This window comes from Paraburkholderia nemoris, assembly GCF_905221015.1.
Taxonomy (GTDB): domain Bacteria; phylum Pseudomonadota; class Gammaproteobacteria; order Burkholderiales; family Burkholderiaceae; genus Paraburkholderia; species Paraburkholderia nemoris.
In genome coordinates this window covers 292351-305117 of sequence record NZ_CAJNBO010000006.1, presented here as the reverse complement: position 1 = coordinate 305117, position 12767 = coordinate 292351, and the positions used below count along the sequence as shown (strand labels likewise).

The window sequence follows — 12767 nt, the reverse complement described above, 5'->3', positions numbered from 1 at the left end:
GTTAATCAGCTAACTAACGAGACGGTCGGAGATGTCGGTTATCGTCGTTCGCTGCGGGTGCCAACGCCAGCGCCAGCCTTGCCCCCACCTCGGCATTGTGTTTCACGAGCGCGATGTTGGTTGCCAGGCTGCGCCCGCTCGTCAGTGGTTTGATGCGGGCTAGCAGGAAGGGGGGCACGGCCTTGCCGGCAATTCCTTTCGCAGTGGCCTCGGCGAGCGCCTGCTGAGTCAGCGTGTCGATCTCTTCGGAGCTCATCGCTGCAGCGCGATGGCGCCTATCATTAAGGCACCGTAGAGAGGATATTGAGCGCCTGATGTGCATCGCGCACACGGTGCTCGTGATGGAAAGGGAACAACATTCACGCACTGAGCGCGTTGGATGGTCGATTTCGGGTTGGGAGGTTCCATGCCACCGCTGCGCGCAATCAATCCGCTCCAGTCGAAGGAAGGTGCCCGTCTCCATGGTCCGGAACTCGACCGCTGGCGCCGCTGGGGGCCTTATCTAAGCGACCGGCAATGGGGCACCGTTCGCGAAGACTACAGCGAAGACGGCACCGCATGGGACTACTTTCCGCACGACCATGCGCGCAGCCGCATGTACCGCTGGGGTGAGGACGGCATTGCCGGATTCGGCAACGACCCGCTCGACTGGTGCGTATCGCTTGCGCTCTGGAACGGGCACGATCCGATCATCAAGGAACGGCTCTTCGGGTTGACGAACGAGCAAGGCAATCACGGCGAGGACGTGAAGGAGCTTTACTTCTATCTCGACGGCACGCCAACGCATTCGTACATGAAGATGCTGTACAAGTATCCTCACGACGCGTACCCGTACCAGGATCTGATCGATGAAAATCTGCGGCGCGGCGCCGATCAGCCCGAATATGAAATTCTCGATACGGGCGTGTTCGACGATAACCGCTACTTCGACGTCTGCGTCGAGTATGCGAAGCACACGCCCGACGATATCGTGATGCGCGTTAGCGTCGAAAACCGCGCGGATCAGCCCGCGGCGCTTCATCTGTTGCCGCAATTCTGGGCGCGCAACCGATGGGCGTGGTCGGGCAAGCCCGGCAAGCCGTCACTCACGCTGGAGCCGAATACTGAGGAAGGCGCGCGTGTCGTCGCGCACAATCCCGCGCACGGAACGATGATCGTGACGGCGTCGGCACAGCAGCCGATCGAGTGGCTCTTCTGTGAAAACGAAACGAATGTGCGCCGAATATTCGGCATCGACGGAACGGGACCGTTCAAGGACGGCTTCAATGACTACCTCGTTGACGGCGACGAGCAGGCAATCCGGCGCGACAGGGGCACCCGCGCCGCCGCGCATGTGTACCTACAGTTCGCGCCTCATGAGCGCTCGGTGCTGTATCTGCGCTGGCGTCCAGAATCGTCCCCGGCTGCGGCTTCGAATACCGTGCCGCTCGACATAAACGAGCTCTTTGCGCGCCGGCAAGCGGAGGCCGACGAATTCTATGCGGCGCTTCAGCACGACATCCCCGGCGCCGATGCACGGCTCGTGCAGCGTCAGGCGCTCGCCGGCATGCTGTGGTCGAAGCAGTACTACCAGTTCGACGTGACGCGCTGGCACGACGGCGACCCCGGCCAACCGAAGCCACCGAGAGCACGGCGGCGCGGCCGCAACGCGGACTGGCGGCACATGTGCAATGGCGACATCGTGTCGATGCCGGACAAGTGGGAGTATCCATGGTACGCGTCGTGGGACCTCGCGTTTCATGCGGTCGCGTTCGCCATGATCGATCCCGACTTCGCGAAGAAGCAATTGCTGCTACTCGTGAAGGAGCGTTATATGCATCCGAACGGGCAATTGCCCGCCTACGAGTGGGCGTTCGGCGATGCGAATCCGCCCGTTCATGCGTGGGCAACATGGCGTGTATATGAACTCGACCGCGAGGTAACGGGCGTTGGCGATCATGAGTTTCTTGAAGTCATGTTCCACAAGCTGCTGCTCAATTTCTCGTGGTGGGTCAACCGCAAGGACGCCGATGACCGCAACATCTTTCAGGGCGGCTTTCTTGGGCTCGACAATGTCGGCATCTTCGACCGGTCTTCGCCGCTGCCGACCGGCGGTCGCATCGATCAGGCCGATGGCACTGCATGGATGGCCTCGTACGCGCTTGACCTGATGCAGATCGGCCTCGAACTGGCGATGACGAACAACGCGTACGTCGAAATCGCGGTGAAGTTCTTCGAGCACTTTCTGTATATCGCGGAAGCGGTCAGTTGCAGCGAAGGCTGCAGAACAGGGTTATGGGACGGACAAGACGAATTCTTCTACGACGTACTGCACCTTCCGGACGGTACCCGTGTGCCAATGCGCATTCGTTCAATCGTCGGACTGATTCCGCTGTTCGCCGTTCACGTGCTCGAGGATCGGGTGTACGGTCATCTGCCGGGATTGCGCGAACGGCTTGCGTGGTTTCTCGATCATCGGCCCAATCTGGCAAAGCTGGTGTCGCGCTGGACCGAACCCGGCACGGGTAACACCACGCTGCTGTCGCTGCTGCGCGGACAGCGGATGACAGCGCTGTTGCGCCGAGCGCTCGATGAAAACGAATTTCTCTCCACGCACGGCGTGCGGGCGCTTTCCCGTGTGCATCGGGATGCACCGTACGTCTTCGACCATGATGGCGTGAACCTCCGCGTTCAATACCAGCCGGCCGAATCGGACTCGCGTGTTTTTGGCGGCAATTCGAACTGGCGCGGGCCGATCTGGATACCCGTCAACTACCTGCTGATCGAGTCGCTGCATGAGTTCTATCGCTACTACGGCGATGAGTTTCGCATCGAATATCCGACGGGATCGGGCAACCGTGCTTCGCTGAGCGAGATTGCCGACGACCTTGCACGGCGGGTCACCACGCTCTTTCTCAAAGATGCACAAGGCGTGCGGCCCGTGATGGCCGCTTATCCGATGCTGCAAGCCGACCCGCGTTCGCAGGATCTCGTACTGTTCCATGAGTACTTTCACGGCGACACTGGACGCGGGGTCGGCGCTTCGCATCAAACCGGCTGGAGCGGGCTCGTCGCGCTGCTGCTCCAGCCGCGCATGATGAAGCTGTCCCATGTAGCGCCTGATGTAGCACCTGATGTTGCGTCGATGGCAGAAGACACCGCACCAGCCATGGCTCGGTAGCGTTTCGGCTGCTGAAGAGCTAACGTCAGCCGTGCCACATGAACTCAGCGCAAACTTCTAACCTGGCTCGGCGTGACATCTCCGGCAAATCGATTGCCGAAATGGGTTCTCGTGTAGTTGACGACAGCCGCGACCTGTTCGTCATTCATCTCATCGCCAAACGATGGCATGCCCTTTCGGCCGTGCAGCACGTTGACGATGACGTAGGGTGCTGCTTCGACTGCCGGGTTCTCAGCGAGCGCCGGGTAGTGACCCGCGCCCTGTGCGCCTTTTCCATCCGGCATATGGCATCCCGCGCAGGTAGCGTTGTAAAGCGCTTCACCGCTTTTTTCGGTGAAGCGGTAGCCCGGCGAAATCGTGAAGGTGCTTGGTGCGTCCTGTGCCACGACCTGAGCCGACACCTTCGCGACTCCCGTCAGCAAGGCCATCAGCATCACGCTGAGGATTAGCGTCGGCCTATCCATTGACGATTCTCCGATGCAAGCGAGTGATCGCATCCAGCGACGACAGCACGGCGCCTTCCTGCCATGCCGGGATATGGGAAGCGTGCTCTCCGGCAAGGACGATCCGTCCGTCGATCTGACAGAGATTCGCGTAGTGCGCGTCTCTCAACGCATCCGTCCATGCGGCGAAGCAGCCGTTCGTGAACGGTGATCGGCTCCAACTCATCGCGAAGCCGTTCTGGTACTCGCGTGGGTATTGCGGATGAATCTGGCTGCCCTGGCTCAATGCCACCGCGATCCGTTCCGCAGGAGGCAGTGCACCCATCTCATAGCTGGCGGGCCCCCACATGTAGGCGCCGAGCAGCACCGCAGGACCGGCCGATCCGTAACCTGTTGCCGGATAGCCGATCGTCGAGATCGGCAGGTCCGTATACGTAATGCCGCCGTAGATCTGCTCGTCTTCTTCCCAGAATCGCCGGCCGAATTGCAAGCCGATTTTCACCGATGTCTCGTAGGGCACCGCATCGATCGCGGCGCGCATGGCCGGCCCGACCGCAATGTCGATCTGACTCAGAATCGAGAGCGGGATGGTGCACACCAGCCAATCCGCGTGCGCGCTCCGTTCGGTTCGGTTGGTCGTATCGGTGTAGCGCACTGTGACGCCTTGCTCGCCCTGCAAGATGGCCGTGACCTTTGCGTTGAACACTACAGCGCTCGCGACCTGCGAATAGAGCGCGTGGGCAATCCTGTCCATGCCGCCGACTGGCTGAAAAATGCTGCTCTGGAAGTCCTGTTCGTTTCCAGACGAGAGCCAATGCCACAAACGCGATGCAAGCAAGCGGTCGCGCGGGAGCAGATTCGACGGCACGGCATGGGGCATCAGGCCGCCGCCGTCCGCGGTCGCGAATCCACGGCGTTCACTGCTCCGCCGGCCCGACTGGTAGCTCCCATCCCGGCCGAGCGCACCCCATTGGCGCAGGGATTCGAGTAGCAGATGCGCATCTTCGGCTGACAACGCATCATCGAGTGCATCCTTGCGGATTGCTTTGGAAAGCAGCTCGGCGACATAGCCTTGATAGTCGCTCTGCACCGCCCTGAATCGTTGCGGCTTGCCATCGAAAGCCTCTGCCGAATGCAGGTAGGCGTTGTAATTGACCTGGATGAACGGCTCGAGCGGCACCTTCAGGCGTTTGGCATAGTCGAGTACGCCCTGGTGGTGATACGGAATGCGCCACGGCCCTGGGTTCAGATAAAGCCCGTCAGCGAAATCGCAGGACTGGCTGGCGCCGCCGAGTTCGGTATAACGATCGCCGCCCCTGACAGTCCAGGCCCGGCCACCCGCGCGGTTGTTGTACTCGAGCACCTGCACGTGGTAGCCCGCATTCCTCAACTCAAAGGCCGCGACGAGGCCGGCCATGCCCGCGCCGAGCACGAGAACTCGCGTTCCTTTGGGCGCACCATCGAGTCTGACCGGTCCGGCGTAGGTCGAGGTAGCGGCGGACCCCAACGTGCCCATGCCTTGCATCATGGCCGCCGCGCCGAGGTTCTTGCCGATCAGCGTCAGCAGGTGCCGGCGGCTCATCGCATTGGTGGTCTGTCTCGACATAAGGACGTGGTGCCCCACTGAAATTTGAACGACACGTGGACTTGAAATGACTGCCGCTGTACCGTCTTTAAGATTACGAAGGCAGACAACTGAAGGGAGAATGAAAGTGTCGAACTACCATGCCAGAATTACCGGAAGCGACTATGCGGCGATGGCCGACCTCGTGACAAAGTATAAGGTCACGGTCGCCCGGCATACTGTCGAGAAAGTCGCACAAGGCTACCGCGTCGACGCGCACGCCAGCGACGAACAAATTCGTGCGCTTGAAGCTGCGGGTTACAAGGTTGAACGTCTTGAGGATGCGCAAATCCAGGGTGTGGCGCGACAGAAGGAGAAACGCACAAGCACAGTCGGCGCATTGACGCGTGAAGCGTTGTCGGTCGCCGCTGGCACGGGATACCTCGATGTCGCGCATATTGAAGCGGCCCTGGCTGCCGAATCAGAGGCGCCGAATGACGCGTTCACCACGTTGATCAAGCTGCCGAACGAGACATGGGAGAAGCGTGTTTGTCACGCGCTCAAGATTGGCAAAGGCAGCGGCGCGGGCCGCGTCGGAATCTATTTCCTTGGCGGCGTTCACGCCCGCGAATGGGGTAGCCCCGACATTCTCGTCAACTTTGTGCAACTGCTCGCCAACGCATACCGGACAAATACGGATATCACCATAGGCAGCAGGACCTTTACCGCAGCGCAGATCAAATCCGTGGTGGAGAAGAAGGACGTTTACGTCTTTCCGCAAGCCAATCCCGACGGACGCAACTACAGCATGCTGACCGAGCCGATGTGGCGCAAGAATCGCCGGCCTGCGCCCGCGGGACATACGCAATCCCAATGTGTCGGTGTCGACGTCAACCGCAATTACGATTTTCTCTGGGACTTTCCAAAGTACTTCGATCCGAAGTCGCCGATTGCAAACTCCACGGATCCGTGCGATCACGATGTCTACATTGGCCCCGCGGCAACCTCCGAGCCGGAGACAAAGAACGCTGTCTGGATGTTCGACAACTTTCCGCACATTCGCTATTTTGTCGACCTGCATAGCTACTCGGAAGACATTCTGTACAACTGGGGTGACGATGTCGATCAAAGCGCCGATCCAGCGATGAATTTCCAGAACCCCGCGTATGACGGCAAGCGCGGCATCGCTAACGACAAGGCGTACCGGGAGTACATCGCTGCCGAGGACAAAAAGATCGCAGTCAATCTGGCGAATGAGATGCGTGATGCGATCAAGGCATCGCGTGGCCGGACCTACAAGACGGAACAGTCGATGAGTCTCTATCCGACTGCCGGCACATCGGATGACTATGCGTTTAGCCGTCACCTGGTCGACGCAAAAAAAGCGAAGGTGTTTTCGTACACGATCGAGTGGGGCAGTCCGCAAAATCCGACCCCATTCCATCCCCCGTATCCGGAAATGAAGCAGATCATCGACGAGGTCACATCGGGACTTTTGGCGTTTTGCATCTCGGCGCAGTGACTATCGCCCCCCAGCGCATGGCAGTCGCGGACGATACTCGTCGTAAAGGCTATACTCGCACATCATAGGTATCAAGAATTCGCTGACGCGCAACCGAATCAGGCAGCGCTGCCTTTTTCGACGGACAAATGGTCCGCGCGTCAGAAAAAGGGACATGTGCGATGGCCAATCAGGTAATTTTCAGTGGCGCTCCGTCGCAGGCATGCAACCTTGCCGCGATCCTGAAGGGGAGCGCGGTCATGGCAATGATTGGCGCCATACATGTCTGCGCGTCTAACTCGTTCCCGCTTCAGTGGCATGTGCTGCTCGCACAAGCTGGTGCGGTTTTGATCGGTGTCGGCTTGCCGTTCGCCAAGACCGCGTTCACCCGGATCGTCATCGATACCGCGCGGATTACCTGGACACAAGGTATTCTGCATCGCCGTGTATCCATTCTCGAGATTTCCCGGATTCAGTGCGTCACGTCGATCCATCCATGGTGGCAGCGCCCGTTCGGCGCAGGCACGATCATTCTGACGACCAACGATGCAACTCGTCCCGTGAGGCGTCTGCCGGGCATCAGGGGCGCTGACCAGGTCGGCAGGAAGCTTGCCGAGGCCGTTGCCATGCACCAGGAGCGCGGCATTTCAGCAAACACATATGATCCGAACGCCGCTGCGTACTCTCAGGCGCAGAGTGTTTGAACAGGCGGCATCGGTTCGCGACTGACAGGTCTTGTGGACCTGTCCCATACTGACCGCTCTGCCTCACGCAATGTGCGTGCTCCGGGGGAACGTCGCACCACCGCCATCGGGGGCATTGCTTGGGCTTTTTGTAGCACGTTCGCTGATCAGCCAGGCGCATCCAGACCGCTACATCTGTGTGTATAACTTTGAATGGCGCCCTGCTATTCTGTTCGAATTGCACGCTGCCCTATCCGCAGGCGGCGAATTTCCTGATCGAGCGTCGTCGTGAGATCGTCAGGCCTCAGGGTGCGCAGGTTCAGCTCGGCGGCTCAGGAGCGCGCGTTCCGGTGGGACTACGCACCGCGCTTCTCCGGACAGCGCAGGCTCGCCATCACAAACTTCACCGCGTTGTGGGTCGTAACCGGCGAGCTGCTGTCCGATCACGTCCTTCGCGACTTCCCCGAACCGTTCGTGCTATTGCGCAAGTCCTCCGCCCCCAAAGACCTGCTGGCGGAGATCAGCCGGTACGTGAGCGCTCAGCGGACGATGACAGTGCATACATCTTTCGCCGACGATTGCTGACCACCGCCTACACATGTGCGTTGCGACAGCGTCTCGCCTGACCAAGAATGAATATGACAGCAACGCTGACGGGCATTCGTCGAGTGTACCCGGAGCGGTTGGTCGTCGTGATGAGCTGAACCGGCCTTGGCTCGTGCGAAACGCGAAAAACGAATCGCATGAATGGAAAACTCAACGTAGATAAAGGAACCAACATGAAATCACCACTGATAGTCGCATCCACTGTCGTGCTGTTTGTCATGACCGGCGCTGCGCATTCGCAAGGCACACCGCAAACCTCTCAACCCGCCCCTCAAGAAAACGCCGCGACACAAACCTCTGACCCGAGTGCGGGGATGGAAGCATACGGCGGTACGCCCGACACACGGGTACAAGGCGGTGCAAAACAGGTCAGACCGTGCCGGATGGACCCACAATGCAACGTCTTCTTCGGAGGGAGCTAACCAAGAAATGAAAGTACAACCCTCGGCTGTAACAGTCGTGCTATTCCTGCTCATCGTGGCCGGCGCTGCCGACGCTCAGGAAATGCAACCGTCAGACGCCGCTAGCCATTCATCCAGTCAACAGCCAATCAATTCATCGCAACGGGCGATGCCGATGGACGGCGACGGTACGTGGGACTATGGAGCCCAACCGGGCGGACGCAATGGTTACGGCAAAACCCGAGACGGTCAACCGTGCGTGGTGGGCCTGTCATGCGATATCTATCAGGGTAGCTAGCCTGGGTGGCTGTGTCGCGATGAGCCAACTCGCTATTTGCAATAGCGCTGATAGTCGGCAAGGCGATCGGAAGTTGTGATGCGGCGTTTGATCTCGCCAGTAAGGCAAGGGAAGCAAATCGACATCAACATCTTCGCCATCCTCCTTGCGTATAGCGTTTCTCCTACGGTTAAATAACCCCACCTCGGCGCGTTGATTTTAATGCGTCGAGGCACAGTGAATTTCTTCCAAAAAAGGCAACCGGAAGCCCGCTCTAACCAGCGGGCTTTTGGCTTTCTTACTCCCGCCGAACGTAGTCACACGTATTCAATATCTGAATCGGCTGCGTGCTCAATCCTTACCAAATTTCAGAGGTCACATTCGACAGAAGAGATCGCGAATAGCACGGACGTACGCATAGAATCCTCCCTGCCTATCAGCAAAAAACAGTAAAGACAGAGGAGATAAGATGAAGCGAATAAAGACATTCGGCGTGGCTGCCGCATTGTTAGTGAGTACGGCCGCCCACGCGCAAAGCGCCGGAGATTTCGTCGCAGGCTTCGGCTGGTTTCATCTCGCGCCGCAGGACTCGAGCAAACCGTTGACGGTAAACGCACTTGGCACGAGCGTAACCGAGACCGGCACGGGCGCGACAGTGGATGATTCGGACACCTTCGGTCTGACGGGCACCTATTTCATCACCGATCATATTGCCGCGACCGCCGTGCTCGGCGTACCGCCGAAGTTCCATTTAACCGGCACCGGGTCGCTCGCCGCGCTTGGGCAGATCGGCTCCGCTTACGAATGGAGCCCGACGCTGCTCCTGAAGTATTACTTCAACGATGCAAAGAGCCGCTTCCGTCCTTACGTTGGCGCGGGCGCATCGTACGTCTGGTACAGCGGAGTTAAATTGAGTTCGGCGATATCGAGCGGCAGTTTTTTGTATTCGCAAACCTATGGAACGGCGCTGGAGGGAACGACAACCGCGAAGTTGAGCAACTCGTTTGCACCGGTCATCAATGCCGGCTTTGCCTATAACATCGACAAGCACTGGTCGGTCGATGTCTCGCTGTCGTATATGCAGTTGTCGACGCGTGCCACGCTGACTACCCAGTCCAAGGTAGGAACGGTGACCAGTAGCACGAAGCTCAAGCTTGACCCGATCATTTCTTATGTTTCTATCGGGTATCGTTTCTAACCGTGCTCCGCATTGCGCCGATGCAATGCGGAACCCAGCGTGATAAGTGCCTTCAACCAGCCGTTAGTCGATGACGTTCACTTCAACGGCTTTGGGATCGGTCAGTTCGAATGTACGAATCCGGCCCGCGCGGACGTCGAGCACCAGCCGGTCTATCGATTCGACTTCGAGCATTTCCCTTTCGACGTTGTCGTCCGCGGCGGTCGCAATCTTTCCCTGCCAGCCGCGGCGGTGATATAGCAACATAATCACGGCGCTGGCGCGCCGCATAAAGAACCGTTCCATTCCCCGCGTCCGTCAGTCTTGAAGACTTGTTTCTCAATTCCGGACGCACCATAGCACGCTGGTATCGCCGACTGCGGGGCCGCAAAGAACGTGAAAGAAAATCGATGTTTGACCGGAGGCGGTCAATGCACCGCCTCCGGTCAGCGTAGTGACGCCGTTGTCTCTTGATCTGGAACACGCGTAAATCAGCGCTCTACCTTCGACATAACCGCCGTCGTCGGGTCATACCGATAACCCTTCTGCGAAAGCCGCTCGGCCATCGTCGCCCCGATCAGCTTTTGCTGCGTGTCCCGGGAGACCAACTCACTATCGGGCTTGAGCCGCTCAAGTTCAGATGAGAGCTTGCGGATCAGCGCCACTTCGCCTGTGCTGCGCGAGTCGATGAACAATAGCTTTTCGTTTGCCGAAGCGAGTCGATCCTTCAGGTCTTTGGCATGCTCGACCCACTGCTCAGCAATCGTGCGCAGCTCGTTAAAGGCCTTCTCATGCGCTTTGGCCTGAGCCGATATCTGCCGTTGTAACTCCGCGACTTCTTCCGCCTTCGCTGAGTCGCCAGCTTGAAGGGCAAGTTGATGGCTGCGTCGCGCTTCTTCCGCGCGAGCCTTCTCGGCTTCTCCGAGACGCTGCGCCAACGTCGCTGCGTGTTGTTCGGCGGCCTCGGCCCGCTCCTTCGCGGTGGACGCATCCTGCGAAACCTGAGCCAGCTCAGCGATCGCAGCCGCCTTCGCCTCGGTCATGGCGCTGACCTGCTCCCGCGCCGCCTCGAGTTCTCGGGTGACGTGTTGCAGTTCGTCGTACTGAATCGACGCTGCCCCGCTCCGCTCTGCGCTTGTCTGGCGCTCAGCAGCGAGCGCGGTGCGCGCCTCATTGAGTTCAGCCTCGATCGCGGCGACCCGCGCAAGGCTCTCGCTTACCTGTGCCGTAGCAGCTTCTGCGCGTGATGAAGCCGCACTGGATTCCTGCGACCAACGTTCCGCTTCGGTGGACTTCGCCTGCTCGACTTCTGCGAGACGCTGCTGCAACGTCACCGCATGCTGTTCCGCGAACTCAGCCCGCTCCTTCGCAGCAGACGCGTCGTGCGAAACCTGGACCAGCTCAGCAGTCGCGGCCGCGTTCGCCTCGGTCATGGCGCTGACCTGCTCCCGCGCCGCCACAAGTTCTTGCGTGACACGTTGCAGTTCGTCGCGCTGAATCGAAACTTCCCCGCTCCGCGCTTCGCTTGTGCGGCGCTCTGCTTCGAGCGCGATGCGCGCCTCTTCGAGTTCCCGACCAACACGCTGCAGTTCGTTGAGTTGAACCGACGCTTCCTCGCTCCGCGCTGCGCTCGCCTGGCGTTCTGCTGCAAGCGCGGCATGCGTCTCATCCCGTTCAGCCTCCAGCGCGGCGACCCGCGCGAGGCTCTCATTCGCCTGCGCCGTAGCAGTTTCTGCACGCAACGAATGCGCGCTGGATTCCTGCGCCCATCGCTCAGCTTCGAACGACTTCGCCTGCTCGACTTCCGCGAGGCGCTGCTGCAACGTCGCCGCATGCTGCTCGGCGGCCTCCGCCCGCGCCTTCGCGGCAGACGCATCCTGCGAGACCCGAGCCAGGTCATCCCTCGCGACAAACGCGTCGTGCGAAACCTGAGCCAGCTCAGCGCTCACAGCCGCCTGCGCCTCACTCATCGCGCTGACCTGCTCCCGCGCCGCCGCCAGTTCCCGGCCAACGCGCTGCAGTTCGTCAAACTGAATCAACGCCTCTTCGCTCCGCGCCGCGCTCGTCTGGCGCTCAGCTTCGAGCGCAAAGCGCGCCTCATCCCGCTCAGCCTCCAGTCCTGCGACCCGCGCGAGACCCTCGTTCATCTGCGCCGTGGCCGCTTCTGCGCGCGCCGAAGCCTCGCTCGCCTCCTGCAACGCTCGATCCGCCTCAGCCGACTTCGCCTGGCAGTCGTAGCCCATCGCGGTCACCTCCTGCCGCGCCTCGTCGACCTCCTGCTTCATCTGGGCGATCTGATCGTTGTGGCTGGCGGCAGCAGCGGCCAACTCCTCGCGCGCGTGACGTTCCTGGTCGAGTTCCACTTTCGTGTGCTCCAGCGCGGCCTCTTCCACCGACACACGCTGCGCCAGCTCTTCGGCCCGCGCCTCGGCAGCCTCGGCGCGACCCGTCGCCGCCGCGAGTTCCGCCGCGAGACGCGCGGACGTATCCTCGGCGGTGCTCAGCGCGCTCGTCAGCGCACTATGCCGCTCACGCCCGGTTTCGACTTCTGCCACCGTCCTCTGATACTCGGCAAGCGCCTCATCCCGTTCCGTGCGCGCAGTATCGAGGTGCTGATTCACGGCACTCAGGTGCTGACTGACCGCCCGGTCAGCTTCGCCTTGGGCGGCCATCCAGAGCCGCTCAGCGGCACTCGTCATGGTTTCAGCAATATGCTCCGGCAACCCGGCCTGGATCTGCACGTGGGGCGTGAGGGGCTGTCGCGCTTCGCGCCAGCGCTGCAAAGCTGCCGCAATGGCAACGATCGAACCACCAGGAATCTCCGGCCAAATGGTCACCGGAGACACCTTCCGGCCTTCTTCGACCATGCGATCCGCGATTCCGGCGACGAGTTCGTCCGTGATTGTGTCTGCGTCCGTAGACATAAGCGCCTCAAAGCTCATTTTGGCCTGACGA

The 12767-nt window shown here is 60.2% G+C and carries 12 protein-coding genes; 7 read left to right on the top strand and 5 right to left on the bottom strand.

Translation table 11 applies throughout. The features are described from left to right. Positions 1–13: 13 nt before the first annotated feature. On the bottom strand, positions 14–463 hold the full coding sequence (locus tag KHO33_RS42600; RefSeq protein ID WP_267914229.1) for a pseudouridine-5'-phosphate glycosidase: 450 nt from the start codon (positions 461–463) through the stop codon (positions 14–16). Here KHO33_RS42600 and KHO33_RS12110 point away from each other — a divergent pair. Then, positions 407–3160 (top strand): MGH1-like glycoside hydrolase domain-containing protein, encoded by a 2754-nt coding sequence (locus KHO33_RS12110; RefSeq protein WP_200565005.1) that lies wholly within the window; start codon positions 407–409, stop codon positions 3158–3160. The genes KHO33_RS42600 and KHO33_RS12110 overlap by 57 nt on opposite strands. 44 nt (positions 3161–3204) lie before the next feature. Here KHO33_RS12110 and KHO33_RS12105 read toward each other — a convergent pair whose 3' ends face one another. Both KHO33_RS12105 and KHO33_RS12100 read right to left on the bottom strand, forming a co-directional pair. Continuing rightward, entirely contained in the window at positions 3205–3624 is a 420-nt protein-coding gene (locus KHO33_RS12105; RefSeq protein WP_200565006.1) for a c-type cytochrome, read from the bottom strand. Then, positions 3617–5209 carry a flavin monoamine oxidase family protein gene (locus tag KHO33_RS12100; RefSeq protein ID WP_200565007.1) on the bottom strand — a complete coding sequence of 531 codons (1593 nt, stop codon included), beginning with the start codon at positions 5207–5209 and terminating at the stop codon, positions 3617–3619. Before KHO33_RS12100 ends, KHO33_RS12105 begins: the two co-directional genes overlap by 8 nt. A gap of 106 nt (positions 5210–5315) precedes the next feature. Between KHO33_RS12100 and KHO33_RS12095 the strand changes: the two genes are divergently transcribed. From KHO33_RS12095 to KHO33_RS12070, 6 genes are all read left to right on the top strand, one after another. Beyond that, positions 5316–6689, top strand: coding sequence for a M14 family metallopeptidase (locus KHO33_RS12095; RefSeq protein WP_054034212.1), 1374 nt, complete (start codon positions 5316–5318; stop codon positions 6687–6689). A 239-nt stretch (positions 6690–6928) separates the two neighbouring features. After that, positions 6929–7372: a PH domain-containing protein gene (locus tag KHO33_RS12090; protein WP_200565008.1), complete on the top strand. Its 444-nt coding sequence runs from the start codon at positions 6929–6931 to the stop codon at positions 7370–7372. Between the two features lie 267 nt (positions 7373–7639). Continuing rightward, positions 7640–7936 carry a hypothetical protein gene (locus tag KHO33_RS12085; protein WP_200565009.1) on the top strand — a complete coding sequence of 99 codons (297 nt, stop codon included), beginning with the start codon at positions 7640–7642 and terminating at the stop codon, positions 7934–7936. Positions 7937–8094: 158 nt separating this feature from the next. Further along, complete coding sequence (locus tag KHO33_RS12080) at positions 8095–8379, top strand: hypothetical protein (RefSeq protein ID WP_234480554.1); 285 nt, start codon at positions 8095–8097, stop codon at positions 8377–8379. Between the two features lie 7 nt (positions 8380–8386). Beyond that, positions 8387–8656, top strand: coding sequence for a hypothetical protein (locus KHO33_RS12075; RefSeq protein WP_128575958.1), 270 nt, complete (start codon positions 8387–8389; stop codon positions 8654–8656). A gap of 448 nt (positions 8657–9104) precedes the next feature. Further along, a complete protein-coding gene (locus tag KHO33_RS12070; protein ID WP_200565010.1) occupies positions 9105–9833 on the top strand; it encodes an OmpW/AlkL family protein in 729 nt (242 codons plus the stop codon). Positions 9834–9896: 63 nt separating this feature from the next. Here the strand turns inward: KHO33_RS12070 and KHO33_RS12065 are convergent, their stop codons facing one another. Then, complete coding sequence (locus KHO33_RS12065; RefSeq protein ID WP_200565011.1) at positions 9897–10103, bottom strand: hypothetical protein; 207 nt, start codon at positions 10101–10103, stop codon at positions 9897–9899. 200 nt (positions 10104–10303) lie between these two features. Then, positions 10304–12736, bottom strand: coding sequence for a DNA-binding protein (locus tag KHO33_RS12060; RefSeq protein WP_200565012.1), 2433 nt, complete (start codon positions 12734–12736; stop codon positions 10304–10306). Positions 12737–12767 lie beyond the last annotated feature (31 nt).